This window comes from Desulforapulum autotrophicum HRM2, from assembly GCF_000020365.1.
GTDB lineage: Bacteria > Desulfobacterota > Desulfobacteria > Desulfobacterales > Desulfobacteraceae > Desulforapulum > Desulforapulum autotrophicum.
Genome location: NC_012108.1, coordinates 1701072 through 1717440, shown reverse-complemented (window position 1 = coordinate 1717440; position 16369 = coordinate 1701072). Strand labels below are relative to the sequence as shown.

The 16369-nt window shown below is 43.9% G+C and carries 18 protein-coding genes; 4 read left to right on the top strand and 14 right to left on the bottom strand.

Annotated elements, in window-relative coordinates; genetic code table 11:
* Positions 1-42: 42 nt before the first annotated feature.
* The 3 genes from HRM2_RS07460 to HRM2_RS07450 all read left to right on the top strand — a co-directional run bounded on the left by HRM2_RS07460 (position 43) and on the right by HRM2_RS07450 (position 2838).
* Positions 43-1032 (top strand): zinc-dependent alcohol dehydrogenase family protein, encoded by a 990-nt coding sequence (locus tag HRM2_RS07460; protein WP_015903393.1) that lies wholly within the window; start codon positions 43-45, stop codon positions 1030-1032.
* A 120-nt stretch (positions 1033-1152) separates the two neighbouring features.
* Positions 1153-1947, top strand: coding sequence for an SDR family NAD(P)-dependent oxidoreductase (locus HRM2_RS07455; RefSeq protein WP_015903392.1), 795 nt, complete (start codon positions 1153-1155; stop codon positions 1945-1947).
* Between the two features lie 15 nt (positions 1948-1962).
* Positions 1963-2838: a radical SAM protein gene (locus tag HRM2_RS07450; protein ID WP_015903391.1), complete on the top strand. Its 876-nt coding sequence runs from the start codon at positions 1963-1965 to the stop codon at positions 2836-2838.
* A gap of 84 nt (positions 2839-2922) precedes the next feature.
* On the opposite strand, the gene HRM2_RS07445 is transcribed toward HRM2_RS07450, so the two are convergent.
* From HRM2_RS07445 to HRM2_RS07405, 10 genes are all read right to left on the bottom strand, one after another.
* Positions 2923-3159: a hypothetical protein gene (locus HRM2_RS07445; RefSeq protein ID WP_015903390.1), complete on the bottom strand. Its 237-nt coding sequence runs from the start codon at positions 3157-3159 to the stop codon at positions 2923-2925.
* A 120-nt stretch (positions 3160-3279) separates the two neighbouring features.
* The gene (locus HRM2_RS07440; protein WP_015903389.1) at positions 3280-3522 is read right to left on the bottom strand and encodes a putative signal transducing protein; all 243 of its coding nucleotides are present in this window, start codon (positions 3520-3522) and stop codon (positions 3280-3282) included.
* 83 nt (positions 3523-3605) lie between these two features.
* Complete coding sequence (locus tag HRM2_RS07435) at positions 3606-3791, bottom strand: YgaP family membrane protein (RefSeq protein ID WP_015903388.1); 186 nt, start codon at positions 3789-3791, stop codon at positions 3606-3608.
* A gap of 110 nt (positions 3792-3901) precedes the next feature.
* Entirely contained in the window at positions 3902-4120 is a 219-nt protein-coding gene (locus HRM2_RS27000; protein WP_187149346.1) for a hypothetical protein, read from the bottom strand.
* Positions 4121-4166: 46 nt separating this feature from the next.
* Complete coding sequence (locus HRM2_RS07430; protein ID WP_015903387.1) at positions 4167-5369, bottom strand: multidrug effflux MFS transporter; 1203 nt, start codon at positions 5367-5369, stop codon at positions 4167-4169.
* Between the two features lie 64 nt (positions 5370-5433).
* A complete protein-coding gene (locus HRM2_RS07425; RefSeq protein ID WP_015903386.1) occupies positions 5434-7176 on the bottom strand; it encodes an FAD-dependent oxidoreductase in 1743 nt (580 codons plus the stop codon).
* Between the two features lies 1 nt (position 7177).
* The gene (locus HRM2_RS27575; RefSeq protein ID WP_015903385.1) at positions 7178-7378 is read right to left on the bottom strand and encodes a hypothetical protein; all 201 of its coding nucleotides are present in this window, start codon (positions 7376-7378) and stop codon (positions 7178-7180) included.
* A gap of 51 nt (positions 7379-7429) precedes the next feature.
* Positions 7430-7816 carry a hypothetical protein gene (locus HRM2_RS27570; RefSeq protein WP_015903384.1) on the bottom strand — a complete coding sequence of 129 codons (387 nt, stop codon included), beginning with the start codon at positions 7814-7816 and terminating at the stop codon, positions 7430-7432.
* A 2-nt stretch (positions 7817-7818) separates the two neighbouring features.
* The gene (locus HRM2_RS07410) at positions 7819-8034 is read right to left on the bottom strand and encodes a 4Fe-4S dicluster domain-containing protein (RefSeq protein ID WP_015903383.1); all 216 of its coding nucleotides are present in this window, start codon (positions 8032-8034) and stop codon (positions 7819-7821) included.
* 183 nt (positions 8035-8217) lie between these two features.
* Complete coding sequence (locus tag HRM2_RS07405) at positions 8218-8664, bottom strand: MarR family winged helix-turn-helix transcriptional regulator (RefSeq protein ID WP_015903382.1); 447 nt, start codon at positions 8662-8664, stop codon at positions 8218-8220.
* A 485-nt stretch (positions 8665-9149) separates the two neighbouring features.
* Here HRM2_RS07405 and HRM2_RS07400 point away from each other — a divergent pair, with 485 nt between their 5' ends.
* Positions 9150-9371 carry an addiction module protein gene (locus HRM2_RS07400; protein ID WP_015903380.1) on the top strand — a complete coding sequence of 74 codons (222 nt, stop codon included), beginning with the start codon at positions 9150-9152 and terminating at the stop codon, positions 9369-9371.
* A 216-nt stretch (positions 9372-9587) separates the two neighbouring features.
* On the opposite strand, the gene HRM2_RS07395 is transcribed toward HRM2_RS07400, so the two are convergent.
* The 4 genes from HRM2_RS07395 to HRM2_RS07380 all read right to left on the bottom strand — a co-directional run bounded on the left by HRM2_RS07395 (position 9588) and on the right by HRM2_RS07380 (position 16367).
* Complete coding sequence (locus HRM2_RS07395; RefSeq protein ID WP_232364220.1) at positions 9588-10289, bottom strand: esterase family protein; 702 nt, start codon at positions 10287-10289, stop codon at positions 9588-9590.
* Positions 10290-10364: 75 nt separating this feature from the next.
* The gene (locus tag HRM2_RS07390) at positions 10365-11522 is read right to left on the bottom strand and encodes an ATP-grasp domain-containing protein (RefSeq protein WP_015903377.1); all 1158 of its coding nucleotides are present in this window, start codon (positions 11520-11522) and stop codon (positions 10365-10367) included.
* A gap of 382 nt (positions 11523-11904) precedes the next feature.
* Complete coding sequence (locus HRM2_RS25035) at positions 11905-13800, bottom strand: Rcat domain-containing protein (RefSeq protein ID WP_049770413.1); 1896 nt, start codon at positions 13798-13800, stop codon at positions 11905-11907.
* Positions 13797-16367: an AAA family ATPase gene (locus tag HRM2_RS07380; RefSeq protein ID WP_015903375.1), complete on the bottom strand. Its 2571-nt coding sequence runs from the start codon at positions 16365-16367 to the stop codon at positions 13797-13799. Before HRM2_RS07380 ends, HRM2_RS25035 begins: the two co-directional genes overlap by 4 nt.
* Positions 16368-16369: the final 2 nt, after the last annotated feature.

Below are 16369 nucleotides of genomic sequence, written 5' to 3'. Positions count from 1 at the left end.
TAAGAGTTACAACAACTGAGCAATTAAATGGGAGATAAATAAATGAAAGCAATGATTCTTAATGAGTATGGTGAAAATGCTCAATTTCAATTAACCGAGCTACCCAAGCCCTCTGTAAAGCCTGGACATGTGGTCGTAAAGGTTGCCGCAACCAGTGTGAACACAGTTGACACAATGATCCGGCAACTGGGACAGGAAAACCTGCCAATTTCACCGGACCTGCCCGCAGTGCTTGGGATGGATTTTGCCGGTACCGTAGAAGCCGTCGGAGAGGGCGTAACCAACTTTGCCCCGGGAGATGAAATCTATGGCTGCGCCGGTGGTCTCGCAGGTTTGCAAGGCACACTTGCAGAATATATGCTGGCCGATGCCAGATTAATTGCCCACAAACCCAGGTCTCTCTCCATGCGCCAGGCGGCGGCGCTGCCACTGGTAGGCATTACCGCCTATGAAGGGTTGCAAAGGACGAATATTAAACCGGACCAGAAAGTTCTGGTTCACGGTGGTGCGGGCGGCGTGGGACATGTTGCCGTACAATTGGCCAGGCACTTTGGTGCTCAGGTTTATGCGACATGCAGCGGCGGGAAGCAGGTCGGTATTATTGAACAATATGGTGCCTCGGTCATTAATTACCGAACAGAGAAAGTTTCGGAATATGTGGCAAAACATACCGGTGGAGAAGGTTTCCAAGTCATTTTCGATTCAGTCGGTGGTGCCAATATGATAAAATCCTTTGAAGCAGCCGCATTGAATGCCAACATTGCCACAACTGTTTCCCTGTTGGAGCTGGATCTGACACCGGCTCACTTTAAAGGCCTGTCCATCCATATTGTCTTTATGCTGATCCCAATGCTCCATGATTACAAACGGGATGAACATGGCAAAATTTTATCCAACCTTGCAAAGATTGTTGATTCAGGTGCGCTTAAACCTCTGCTTGATGAAAACCGTTACGGCCTTACAGAGGTTGGAAACGCCTATGCTCGTCTGACAAGCGGCCAGGCCATAGGCAAAGTGGTCGTTGAAATATAGAATAAGCAAAAAGGAATGCTGACCCAAAAGAACCCAAGACCTTGGATATGGCTTCCGATATCGAAGATATCGTTCGGGGGCCAATAATCCAGACATTAAATAAAAATGAGGATTCAAAATATGCAAAAAATCATTTTAATTACAGGAAGTACGGACGGTATCGGAAAACTGGCTGCCATAAAACTTGCTGGTGACGGGCATGCAATTTATCTGCACGGCCGGAATCGTCAAAAATTGGATTCAACCATATCCGAGATAAAATCAATCACTCAGAATGAAAGAATCAGTGGGTTTGTTTCGGATTTGTCCGATCTGGATGCGGTAGAAAAAATGGTAGATCAGATCAATAATGATTTGCCGAAAATAGACATACTTATTAATAATGCAGGAATTTTTAAGAGCTCGGCATCCCATAATCAAAGCGGGCTGGATGTCCGCTTTGCGGTGAACTATCTGGCGCCTTATCTGCTTACCGAAAAATTGATACATTTGATAAAAAAAGGAAACGATCCCCGGATTATCAATCTGAGCTCGGCAGCTCAATCTGCCGTATCCATTGACGCATTATGCGGTAGTATAAATTTGTCCGAGCAGGAGGCATATGCACAGAGCAAACTGGCATTAACCATGTGGAGTTTCCACCTGGCTGAAATACTGCCGGATGTCGCTGTCATAGCTGTCAACCCAGGATCACTGCTCAATACCAAAATGGTGGCAGAAGCCTATGGTCGATCCTGGTCACCTGCTGATAAAGGGGCGAATATCTTGTATGATCTGGCAGTTTCAGAATGTTATAAAGGGATCACGGGTAAATATTTTGATAATGATCAAGGTAATTTTGCCCAAGCCCATCCGGATGCATACAGTGAAATGAAAATAGCTCAACTCATCCAGACAACTCAGAATCTGATTTAAATCAAAAGAGGAACCATGAAATATACAGGCCCTACATACCGGCCGCCCTATGAAGCCAACAGTTTGTTGCTTCAGGTGACCGTCGGTTGCACTCATAACAAATGTACCTTTTGCACCATGTATAAAGATACAAAATTTTCCATTGAATCACTTGAGCAGATTGAAGAAGACCTCAAAGAAGCCAGGGCGCTTTATGGTGATGTTAAAAGAGTATTCCTGGTTAACGGTGATGCTTTTGTTTTGTCTGCAAATCGCTTGAAACCCATTGTCAAATTAATCATTCAATATTTCCCCGATGTTAAAGTGATTACTATGTATGCATCCATCAATAACATCAAAAGCAAGACGGACCAGGAACTTGAAGAACTGCGTGATTTAAGAATCAATGACCTGTGGATCGGAACTGAAACCGGACATGAAGAAACGCTTGAGTATATGAATAAAGGATTTAGCCTCAAGGATTCCTATGAGCAGCTGGAAAGATTGAACAAGGCAGGTATAAAACACATTGATATCCTGATATTCGGTGGTGCCGGCAGAGGGAAAGGGATGGAAAATGCAATGGCCAACGCAAAATTGGTCAATGCATCAAAGCCCATGGGGGTATCCGTAACAACCATGGGCACCTTCGGTGACAGCCAGGTGACAAAAGATGTTGAAAGCGGAAAATTTGTTCCTGCAACTGAACTGGAAGTGCTTGAAGAACAGAAAAAAATGATTAAACTTATAGATGTTGATACCATTTATTTGGGTATCCATGGGATTAACACGGTTACGTTTGATGCAATGCTCCCAAGGGACAGAGAAAAAGCAATTAAGATGGTGGATGATGCCATCGAAAAACTGGATGATGAATTTTTAAATAGTGTACCGGAACGTCATTCAATTTAAAAGTAGCCTGGATAGAACAAATGAAAAAGAACAATCACTATTCTTTCGGCCTCTGAAGATTTATTCAAAGGGTAATTAATTGTGTCATTCAAACAACCAGCTGTATTCTAATCCTGGCCCAACACATTTCCAACCATCATCAAGCAATGAAAGGCCTGTCGATTTGAAACTAATATCAGTTTGACGACCAACGATATTAACATTTTCATTCTGATCTAATTGAAAGGCGACAGCTTTTCCATTTTTGTGCAACAGCAAAAAATTATTGACACCTTTTTGGAAGAGCCTTTGTAGGCCCGCTTTTGAATAATTATCATTCATGATATCCTTACTTTTGTGGGAATATACAGATGGAATCTGCAAATTTATAACGGTATCTATGCAATATCCATACAGCGGTTACAAGGATAATCCTCTCCCCTTTGTACTTCCAAACATCAGTTAACCTGTTTCCCATGGAAGGTCTTCAGGAGAAGCCTTTTTCCATTCCTCAATAATCTTTTTCGCTTTCTGAAAATCAGCTTCAGCAACCCTGATGAAACCCCAGCCGTATTGGGCCTGGAAAAGACCATCATATGCAGTATCGTGAAATGATTTTATTTCCGCAAGGATACCCTGTTCTTTTAAAACCAATTGGATGATATCTGCCTCAGCTTCGTCTTTGGGCTCTATTAGATTTTTCATTTTTTGATATTTCCTTGTTTTAAAACGTGTCAGGATTGATACCTGTGAATGCCTATGATCATCGGCTGGATTTCAAAGCACCATCATTTTTTACAGGTAGAGATACCCAATAGTTGATACGGTGGACACCAGCCAATCAGACCCGTCAGAATTGGCAGAATGCCTACCAGGCCCCATAAAGATTTCGGTCCTACAAAAATCAAAGATAAAATAATGAGCCCCAAAACAACACGAATTACCCTTTCAATATTATGAATGTTTTGTTTCATGACAGCTTCTCCCCCTGTAAAGGTTGTATTTATTAAACCTTTTTTAAAGATAAGGGCTCTTTTGGATTTGAAAAGATCAAGTTTTACCCAAAAATCAGACACGGCAGGGTCTACCGTTGTCCCCTGTGCGAAGACCCTCCTGTCCAGGGCCTTGAAATCAGGGACAACCGGCTGATCCCCACCACCACCCTGAGCGAGACCGCCCTGCTGAACGAGACCGCCCTGCTGAACGAGACCGCCCTGCTGAACGAGACCGCCCTGCTGAACGAGACCGCCCTGCTGAACGAGACCGCCCTGTTCAAACTCACCATTGCTGAAGGTTGTGTCATGAACAGGCTGATTCAGCCCGGCAACATCACCTAGGGACCAGACGGCTTATCCTTCGTGGAAGGCATACTGCACAAAAGGTCTGTTCCGGATCAAAAACCATAAAATTCCACTGATCAGACCAATCATGATCTGGATGCAGCCCAGGGCCAGTATGAGGTCATTGGGGTTGAGTGAAACAAGATGCATTCCAAGACTGCCCAGGAGCATCCCAAAGAAATTAATCAAAGCGGAAGCTGAACCGGTATCGTTTTGTTGTTGTTCAAGCATGAGGTTTACTCCCGGTACCCGCATGCCATCTACAATCAGGGTAGCCAGGGCGGCAGCTAATGCAAATGCCCACACGGAACCATGTCCGACCGTGGCGACTGCGATGCCACACAAAATGAAAATAGGAAATCCAGCCGAGATTATTGCCTGGGATTTAAAATGTTGGGATAATTTCACATACAGCATGGGGCCGATCATGGCGAAAACAGCATTAAAGGCAAGGAAATAGCTGAATTCACGTTCATTCAGGCCAAAGCCATTAATGTAGATAAAGGACGAGGCCGCAAGAAAGGTCATGATGGACATGGATATTGTGGAGAAAATAGCAAGCAAGATTGAAAAATTAGGATTTTTCAAGACGACTGCAAGACGTCCCCAGGAGCGCCATACTGAACCGGTATACCGATTCTCTATGGTTTCTTCCAGCAACGCACCAGCCATCAAGGCGGTTGCCCCAACTCCGGCTAATACAAAGAAAATGATTTCCCATGAAACATACTCAAGTAAGAATGCACCGATAACCGGTGCTACAATCGGGGCGATAATCACCATGGACATGACCATCGCCATAACTTTTTCCCGCTTTCGCCCACTGTATAGATCTTTTACCATGGCTGTAGAGACGGCAGTGGCGGCGCTTCCGCCAATAGCCTGGATGATTCGTCCGACGATCAACTGCTCCACATATTGTGAAAAACCGCAGATGATACTGGAAATAGTGTAGATAACCATACCAATCAGCAATATGGGTTTTCGCCCGTACTTTTCACTTAAGGGCCCCCAGAACAGCAATCCGATTGCATAAAACACAAAGAACATACTCAGTGTGAGATTTACCTGGGATTGTGTTGTGTTCAGGATCTCTTTCATCTGGGGCAACGCCGGCAGGTACAGGTCCGTTGACAGCGGAGGAAAAGCACTGATAAATGCCAGCAGGATGAACATCCCCTTATCTTTGAGATATTTTTGTTTCTGGATCATTCTAAACAGTCTCCAGGTGATGCAGGATTGGTTCCGTGAAAACCATTCAACTCTTTGCCGTCGGCTAGCTTTCAAAGGGCTGTTTTTCGAATTTCATTGAACCGTCACTGCCCTTGTAGATGTTGATCCAGGCATTCCAGTTTTTTGTGTCCATCCCAGGATAATCCAGGCGAAAGTGACTGCAGCGGCTCTCCTTTCGCATGAGTGATGCCTTGAGCTTCATTTCAGCACTGACGATCATGTTAGCGGTTTCAAAAGCCAATCGCAATTCATGCAAATCTGCAGCTCTAAGCATTGGCATGTGATGATCTCTCAACTCTTCAACGTAGGCCAGTGCCGCTTTTAAGAGGTTTTCTTTCTTTATATATATGATGAAATTAGGAATCATGATGCCTTGCAACGTCTGTGTCACCCATGCAGGGCTATAACCGGCCTCTCTCTTTAAAGGTGCAAGGATCTCTTCCTGGACGTCATTCATCTTTGCTTTTGAGATTATGGGCATTTCAACGCCCTGGCAATATTCAGAAGCAGATTTCCCAGCGACAGCGCCCTGTACCGCAGAACCGGCCAATGAGGATCCTACCTGGGTATAAATTGCCCCGGCCATATGGGAACCCAGGGCATCACCGGCAGCGTATAGCCCTGGGATGTTTGATTCACATTTTTCGTTAATGGGGACAAGACCTTCTGATTTGTGTATGGCCATGCCGGCAGAAGAACCGCCAACCGATGTCCCACCCATTCCCGGACCAGGCGCGCCGCCTTCTTTTGGAGGGCCGTCGGCCCCCGGCTTCCCTTCTCTACTCCGATAGTTATCTTCCGCAAATTCCGCCGGCCTGTAAGGTCCGCCTTGAACGGTAACGCCCGATCCCGAAGGTCCGCCTGTCACGGGATTTCCGGTCATATAAGCCTTGTAATTGCCTTCCATCCCTAAATCATGGTGTACGTCAACACCGTTGACGCTGGGTTTTCGATCAAACATACCGCCCACACCACCCCATCCATCATAACACGCCGCAGGATTTTCAGATCTGCCTGGATGCCCGTCGTTCCATTCCTTGCCGGTCACTTTGGCACCTATATTATAGGCCATGACAGTACCGTCGTGGGTGAGGTCGCAAATGGGAAATCCATTGGGCTTGAAACCACCCGCACCGGTACACAGGATCACGCTTTTGGCCTTGAAAAAATGGATCTTTTCTTCATCAAGGTTGAAACCGGCCGCACCTGCAATTCGACCGTCTTCTTTGATCAAATGGGTGATGACGATTCTCTCTTTGACAGGGATATTTCTCTCTTTGACGGGGTTGTTAAAACTCTTGTTATAAAGAGGCGATTCAAAAAAACCCCATTGTTTAAGTTCATTGACACGGGCAAGGGAATGCTCCGCCATTTGCCGGGTATAAATCGGATTATTGGTACCCAATGCAGATCGGGAGACGGTATCTACAAATTCATCAAGGCTCAATTTTTCCCTGGCCGGATCATAGGTAAAGATGCCTTTGGCAAACGGTGTCATCCCGGATGAGCCGAGACGTCCCTTGGAAACCATCATAACTTTGGAACCTGCATCATGTGCCTTGACAGCTGCAAATAATCCTGCCATTCCGCCGCCGATAACCAGCACATCCGCTTCGTTTTCGGCATATGACATTTTGTCGATATCGATTTCAGGGATATTGGCGCCGTAAGCTTCGCGCTCTGGGGAAAAGCCCATGGCGGCCATAGCCGCAAGCCCTGCAGCACCGCCGGCAACTGCCATGAACTTGCGGCGGGACATCTCTTTTGGATTTTGAAGTGTTGTCATTTTATACCTCGCTGGTTTTCTTTGATTTTTTAAACATGTAGGTTTTTAGAAGGAGCATAATCCCGCCTGCCGCAAGCATGGTGATATAGATTGACATGGCAAAATTTGAATGACGACCAAGATCAATGACATGCCACGCAGCAATGGAAATAAACAGCATGGCCAGAATGCCGTGAAAAACCCGCCAGGTTTTGTATTTCATGGGTAACTTATTCCGTACAAGAGCCGTAATTCCCAATGCCAGCATCAAGCACTAAGCCGTGATGCCAAGCACAACCCCCTGGTTCAGGGTAGTGATGGTCGTGATAAAAGCGTCAACAGGGGAAACGCCCGACTCAAAAAACCGTGGGACCACCAGATAAAGTGGATGGAAGACCATAATGGTGACGAATGTATACCCGATGATTTTATGATATTTTACCACTTTGCTCATCCTAAGGCCTGCAACAGCGGATCTATTCGTGCGTGCCCAGAAGAACTGTCCAATCATCTGGCAAAAGGCCAGAATTGTTATGACGAAAAGTGATTCTTTCAATAACGAACGCTCCGGTAAATTACCCATTGCCCAGATCAGCAGAGGCATGCCGGTGAAAGCCAGTATGGATTGTCTAAAAAAACTGGTTTTTATATATTCACTCATTTTTACCCCCATGAAACGACAACCGGAATAGATTTTTCCGGTGAAATGGTTATTGCATCCACAGGGCAATACATCCTGCACAGGTGGCAGATCTGGCAGTCAGCCGGGTATGCGATGAATGCTTTTTTTGTTTTTGGGTCTTTGCGGATGACGTCAGTGGGACATGTTTCTATGCATGTTCCACAACCAATACATCCTTGAATTTTTTCGATGGTCATTGCTGTGCTCCAAAGTTGATAGGACTCTGATTTTAATGTTTAATTTTCGACTTTATTTTTATAAGAAACACTCACAGAAGCATTGCAAACAGGGGCGTTTCATTGTTCGTTGTGGCCGGAGCCATACCACGCTCCGGCCGTTCCGGTTATTGAAAATTCATTCCATTCTGTACTTACCTGATATTATATGCCTGGATCAGATCCACCAAGCGTGTTGCGAATTCTTTCAAGGGGATTGCGCAATTTATCAATTTCTTTTTGGGTAAATTCTGAGCGGATATCATTTTCAATCTGCTCCATCACGTTTATGGCGAAGTTTGCGGCCTCTTTTCCTTTTGAAGTCAGGGTGACGTTTATGATTCTATCATTATTTGCATCTCGTCCGCGCTCAATCAGCCCTGACGCTTCCATTCTTTTCACCATGTTTGTGACCGTCGCAGGTTTGATGTGCAGCTCCTGGCCAATTGTCCTCTGGATCAAATTACCATGCCGCATCAATGAAACAAGAATTCTCGCCTGCCCAAAATGAATTCCGCCCCCACCAAGAGAGCTTCTTAACCTATCATTTAACAATTTCCCTATGTGCATAAAAAGATGCATTAAAGGCTTATCTGAATCTTCATATTTCATAATTTTTCTTTCTCCCTGTTTTTTAAGTAGCAAGATAATAGTTAGCTGGCTAAACGTCAAGTATTTTTTACCTTTCCATGAAAAATTATCAGAGCGCCTATAAGGCCAAACCCTTTGTATTGTAGATATAAGGGCTGAGCAATTGTTATTTTGAAACAGGAAGGGATTGTTGAAATAATAATGAAGAATCTCTGATGTTGCCCAAATTTTTCAATATGTCAGAAGATTTTTGGATGAATTTACAGCTTCGTTGGGATCTGTTTCGTGCAAAGCGTTCAAAAGAAAAAAAATTACAAATGATAAAGCCCTACACCTCTTCTGAATACACAGCTCATCCATAGAGGCTGCGCCAAACGAATCACTAGTCCCAACCCAAAAAGCAGGGCGGTACAGTTCAACAGTTATGTCCTAAGAGGTTATTCATATTGCGAAAAACAAAGATAACATGTATCATTTAAGATATAACCCATATAAGAGAGGTAACAATGCAGCAAGCATTTCTGCCATTAAACAAAATGACCAGCACCGAAAAGATCGTTGTAATGAATCAAATCTGGGATGATCTTATGCGCAATCCAGATGATATTCCATCACCTGAATGGTATAATGAAGTTTTATCTGCTCGTGCCAAGCGAGTTCAAAACGGTGAGGCTCATTTTAAAGACTTTGATACTGTTAAGTCTGAATTGCGTTCAGAGTTTAAATGAATATTCAAATTCTTGATGAAGCTCAAGCTGACCTGCGCGAAGGGACCCAATTTTACGAGCGACAAAATGTAGGTCTTGGAACCTATTTTCTCGATACCATATTTTCTGATATAGATTCTTTAATTCTTTACGCCGGTGCCCATATTAAACTCAATGGCTACCACCGGTTGTTATCAAAAATTTTCCCATATGCAGTCTACTATCAAATAGATGCTCTCAACTGCCATAGAGCTTGCCAAGGAAATAGTTCATCTGCCTGAACCACCAGGGCCAGTCATGGTTAACGTCATAGCCCCAGAGATCGACCCAGGCATCTATCCCCTTGCCTTTTAGTAGTTCATCTACAGCCCTGGTGTCTGCAACCGCCTCATCCTCCCAGGAACCTTGTCCCGCACAGATGATAATGGTCTTCTGACGATATTGCTCTATAATATTCGGATCGTGGAGATTCGGCAGATAGCTTATCGGCGAGTTAAAATAAACACCCTCAACCTGGCCGGGTGCAAGACCAAACTCGGCGCGGTCCAACCGGTACAAACCGCTTAAGGCCAGCACCCCCTGGCAGAGCTCAGGATGTTTCAGAAAGAAATTCAGGCTGTGATAAGCACCCATACTGCAACCGTTGACCATAACCTTCACATCTGCCCGGCAATCCTGTTGGATAAAGGGGAGAACCTCTGTGCAGATATACTGATCATAGGCCTCATGACGGCTGTTGCGCTCCGATGGGGAGACTGAAAAATTATACCATGACTCACTGTCAACGCTGTCCACGGCATAGATTTTAATTTTTCCCGCCTCGATAAACGGCTTTATTGCATCGATCATTCCCATGTTCTCGTAATCGTAGAATCGACCCTTGGAACAGGGAAAAACAATAAAAGGGACTCCCCAGTGGCCGTATACCTTAAGTTCCATATCCCTCCCCAGATGGGGACTGTGCCAGCACTGATATTCTGTCTTCATGCAGTGACTCCATTCTTTTTTCGCATTTTACATTTCATGGATAAAAGCGGTTATTTCAAATAGATCCCGCTCATGTTCAACCCTGAAGATATAACCGATATCGCCCAGGGCTGTGCTGAAGACACCCGGTACTGAAGGAACTTCAAGGATACAGGAACCATAGTGATCCATGATTTCTTCGTGGCTGTGAACATAGTTAAAGCGGTTTTTGCGGCTTGCATAGCAGCAATGGTATTTCCTGTGATAGTCCAGAGGCTCGGTTCGACCATTCACCACTTCGGCCCACAGCTTATAAACGTCGATATCGCTTGCATAGTTGAACATATCAGTGGTGTACCCACCCGGCGGCCGCATATTGACCTCCAGGGCCACATAGTCGGTCGGGCCGGTTTTGAAGAATTCAATATGGAAGAATCTCTCTTTAACTGTAAAGGCGGAGACAGCCTTGCGTCCAACCGCTTCAAGCTCTTTTGGGATACTTCTGAGTGAGTAGTAAAAGAGATGGTCCCCATTGTTGACCACATCCATGATCCCCTGGCTAAACGTATGGGCTGTACAGAAGATGATGTTACCGTCCCGGTCTGTCAGGCCGTCAAAGGAAAAAATGGTGCCTTTGACAAAACCTTCCATTATGTAATCATGATCCGGTTTTTTCTCAATAAATGAGAGGAGCTCTTTTTTATTGTTGATTTTGAAGGTATCGAGGGCACCGACCCCATCGTCTGGTTTGGCAACAACCGGGTAGCCTGTCTCTTTGACCACCCCTTCAGCATCAGCAAGCGTATGAACGACCTTCCCGGGTGCAACCTTGATACCGGCCCTGCGAAAGACCTCCTTCATCCCGGATTTACGTCGAATAAACTGCATATCAGCCGGCTTCAACCCCTGAATATTGAAATCCAGGCGAAGCCCGGCATCGGTTGCCAGCCAATATTCGTTATGGGATTCAAGGCGGTCAATTTTACCGTACTGGTGAATGAAATAGCCACATGCCTTGACCAGGGAGTCGTAATTATGCAGGTCATCGACCATATAGTAGGCGGCCAGGGAATCGCTTATCTCCTGGCTAAGGGATTCAGCAGGTCCGTCGCCGATACCAAGTACCGTTACTCCTAACGCCTTGAGGCGACTGCAAAAAGGTGAGAAATTCGGTGGGAACTGGGGACAGATGTAAACAAGGTTCATAAATTATTCCTTTGGAATCAATGATTTTTTATGGGCCGATAAACACCATCCATATTTCTTGGTTTATATAGCAGGTTTTCAGGAGTAAGACAAAAAAAGTCTGTCAAAGCAACTTGGGGAAAATCAGGTCGGGCCGCCGCAACGCACTAAAATATCTGGGAATGCCAGTTATGTTGAACTGCACATAACTTACAGAGCCATATTGTATGTGATAGCTTTCTAAAACGACTCATGTGTTACTCCCTGCTTGAAATCGTGGGGACGATTTAACTAAGGAGTAACATGGAGTCGTCCAAGCGGCAAAGCCTTTGAACTCTGACCATACCCTGAGGGTATGGATTTCTATACCGGATTAAAATATGAGTCGTTATCACTTTTCAGTTTAATTTCGTTCAGGGCACTTTAGTTCATATTGATCCGACCAACGGCCATTGTTTTTGAACCCTCCCTTCTTCCGATCTTTTGTGTAAAAACGTACGTTGGGTATCTCGTGACTTCTACAAAAGATACCCCACTCAAGCTTACAATCGCTGCGGCTACAAACGGCTTTAAATGCCTGCCCACCTTCCCATGGTGTCAGTTTCGCCTCTTCCTGACAAAAAGGACATCTTGTGATTTGATCCATAAATACCTTAGCTGTTTCAAACTGCGCTCTACTTCCATCAGCATTAGCCGCTTCCAGAGCATTCAATATAAGGCCAGCATCTCTATCAGATATTGGTTCCAGCAAGCGCACCGAATATTCACCCTCCACTTTACAGCTCTTGATATTTTTCAATTGAGGCATGATCGTTCTTGGGAGTTTATTGATCAATTGGCCATATGCCTGAAACGGTTTCAGCAAGATCCAGCTTATAAGAAGGCTTACCAAACGCTCTTGAACATAAAAATCCAGGGGAGAAAGAACAAGTGGGCCGTCATATTTCCCGGTTATCCAATCGGACGGGGTCAAAAAAGTGTTTCCCACGCTATTTAAACAACATGGAATTATGAGTTTGTCACCTTCTTTTATTGTTTTTAATCCTTCAGAATTCCAGGAAGCAATTGGGATAAGAATAAGTTTCTGACCACTTCTTTTATTTTCTATCTCCCAGCTTGCTTTTTTTAAAGTCACTGTTAATTCATGCCCTTTAAATAAAAACCGACAACCGTGGATCCCTTTGCTTTTGGAAAAATAGCCCAACTCTTTTAAAGATCTTACGATCAATAATTTACAATAATTGATATAGGCGAGTTGTAACGCCATATTTTTTTTGTACTTTTCCTCCGGTAATATATTCTTATCATTACCCTCAAGGGATGAATTCCATAGTTTAACAATAAATCGGTAATGCTGATCATGGGCAAGAATGTTTGTAAGTTGAATTTTACTTGCTACCTGCGCATTTCGAGGTACCCGATTATACAAATTCCCCTGAATCAATCCCTTGATGGATTTTGAATATTCTTTAAGGCGCTTTTGAACTCTTTCAATCTTGCACCGGACAAGTGAAACAGATTCCATGGAGGTAAATGTTTCTCCCCATAACGAAAAAAGGCTGTTTCTTAACCGATAATTTAATGAGTCGGCACTCTCTAACTTGAGTCCCTCATCAAAGTTTTCAAGCAGTTCACTTAACTCCTGCAATCTTTTGTTTAATGACCGATCAAGCCGATCCAATAGCCGGGCATACACCCTGTTTTCATAAAGACCATATTCATCTTCACTAATCTGACCCATGATTTTTTTTGGCTGGATTCCGGTCAAAGTTCTTCTCTGCCAGCATTCTGAGTGGGCGGCAAGGTGCCGATGGGCTGATGGTGACAGGCGCTTAGCGCGGCTCACTGGCAACACCCTGTCATCATACCGCATATCAATACGGGGCCGACGGTTTATTTCATGAAGATGGCCCTTTTTCAAGACATGATCAAGTAAGATTTCAAGTGGGTTAAACTCACCATCATCATCAAATACCTGACGAGGGACAAGCGGTGGCGGCAACATGTCGGAAACATCATCAGGCCCAGTCAGTACCTTATCAATTTGGAGCAGCGCTTTAACAACTATTTCAAATTTAACTTGCTCCTCTTTATCTTCCACTGCGTCAAAAAAGGAAACGATATGACCATTAAATGAGAGTTTATGGGTGCCATCCGATACCATGACATCATCGGCACCCATCTGCGTATGCCCATTAATCAATGCCTCTCCGGTCAATAGATATCTTCCGGGCAGAACATGTTCCGGTAATTCCTCAACTGAAATCGTTCTGTTTCTCAAACGGTCATACAATATCATGCGCCACGCTCCATCCTCCTCCGGTCTTTCTCAATACAGGCCAGAGTTTTAACTGGATCATGTGTTAATCCTATATCTGTCCATGTTTCGATCAATGCAGCCTCTACATCATCAAGATCTTTTAAAACAGTATCAAAACGTCCGGTAACTTTCCCATCCCTGAACACCTTTGAAGCCAGTAAGTGGTCCAAGCCTTCTTCAAAAGATCCTCCGGCCTCTTTAACAACCGGAATAAACTTTTTTGCATGTTCCCTGAGCCGGTTCCCCCAGCGCACAGTAAAGTTTTGTTCCAAAACGTCTGCCAGTTTGCTGTCTTCAAAATTTTTGAAGAATGAATTAACTGTATTTCCATGCTTTACGGCAGCTGCGTGAAACTGTTTTGTTAGGGATGAAAAACGATAGGTTGTCTGTTCATAATCATCAGTGCCAATTTCTCCGTCATTCCGGCCCAATTCCATTACATGGGCACGATCATAGGTCTTATCTGCAAATTCATTTGTGGTTTCGTCATGGTTTGCAGTCCCTATGAACCATACATTTTCAGGTATTTTTATTTTACGCCCTTCCTCAAAAAGCCTTGGTGAATTCTGAATTTCACTTTCAAGTAGGACGATCTCACGTTGATCAGGCTGTTTTTCCATGGCGGACAGAAATTCAGCAAAATATTGTTCAGGCCTGGAAAGATTCATTTCGTCCAACAAAATGACATTTATTTTATCCTTGAATTCTGGCAATTGAGCCCTGTAAAGCGCCTGAAGCGCCTCCCGCTCATAAAATTTTTTCTCAAAAGCATTAAAATGCCCCAAAAGATCATCCTTATCACGCCATCCGGCCTGCACGGCAATATCAGTACAATACCCTCCCACAACCTTTGTAAATGCTTTGGCAAGGCTTGTTTTACCCGTTCCGGACATACCATGAAGGATGTGAAGATTACTCATGGCCAGTCCGCCAAGAAACAGACGAATATCCTCACTGCGATAATAAAGCGGCGTATCGGAATAAATACAGGCCATCCCCTTGCGTATCTGATCTGCAAAATTTTTAAGATCTGGAACGACCTGGAGGTTCACACCATCTTGACCATGCTTTTTATCTAACCCGCACAATGCCGGGAACGCGTTATTGCCCTGCTGTTTTTCAACAAGGTCATCTACCTGTACTCGGAGTTCCTTAATTGCGGAATCCAAAATCTTATTATGAAGTTCCAGCACTTTTTTCTCTTTAATCAGATTATGTTTGGCAGCCACACTTAAATTCATTTTATCCAATTCGGTTTTTGCTGACCAAAGCTCACTTTTAAGATCTGTATTTTGCTCGGACATGTCATCTATCTGTTCCAACAGCCTGTCGTTTTCTTGTTCCAAGTCATCCCTGGGGGCCGCAGCAAGCTCGGCTTTTAACTTTTTTATCTCTTTACGGTTTTCTTCCAATTTCACCTGGACATCTTCTATACCGGCTCCGTCCAGAGATTTTGCCAAATCAGCATACTGGATCAATTCCCTATTCAGTTCCTGGATAGTTTCCTGGTCTTTACTACGGTAATTTTTCATCTGCTCCAGTTGACTTCCAAGACTGATAATTTGAGAACTGGATTTTTCTTGCAGGTCATCTTTTATACTTTGCTCCCAGTCATTCTGGGAACGTTTTCGGATCTCAAGTTGATTGACATGCCGTTCAAGCTCTTTTTGTTTAATCTCAAGCTGACAACGTTCGGTTTCCACCAGTGTTCTTTCCAGCTCTAATTTTTCTTGATGCTCATCCCGAACCTTGTTGATCTCCAGGAGAAGCAGTTCCTTATCCATGGAAAGTTTTTCATCGTGCTTGAGTTTTTCCGCCGCCATTGTTTGCTTAAGTTTTCCAAACTGCTCTTGTTTATCATCTATCTGTTTTTGAAACGCTTCTAAAACTTTTCTTTTTTCATCTACAAATCCGGCTTTGGCACTGGCTTCTCGTTGGGATAATTCTAATCCTCTTTCATCCAGTTCTTTTTCTTTTTGAAAAAGTGCATCCCTTTCTTTTTCGAATTTTTCTTTATACTCTTTTTCAAGCAAATCCAAAGCGTCTCTCTTTTCAAGGCAGGCTTTTTGTTTTTCCGACAGGAATCCAGACTTTGCATCAGCCTCACGTCCGCCCAGATCTTCTTCCCATTCTGTAAGCTTTGCTTCTTTCAGATTTAATTGATCCTTTTTTTCAATAACCTGAGCTTCTATCTCTTCCACTTTTTTCTGCTGGGTTGAGAGCGCCTCTTTCTCCTGCCCTATTGATTTATTCAGGACTTCTATACCTTCTTTTGATTTATCAAGATCTTCTGATTTTTGTTTTAGATCATCAGAAAATTGAATAATTTCATCCAGGAGTTTTTCTGCTTTCGGCCGCAGGTCTTCATCCTTTTCAAGCAAACCGATATCAATATTCCCCGGTTTGAAAACAGAATCCGGAGACAAAAAATTATTCACCCCCATGGCTTTGATAATTTTTGACTTGAGAGATTCGTTCTGGGACGAATTGATAGACTCTTTATTATTTTTAATCTTCTGCTTATTTTTTTTCTTATTTTTTCCCATTT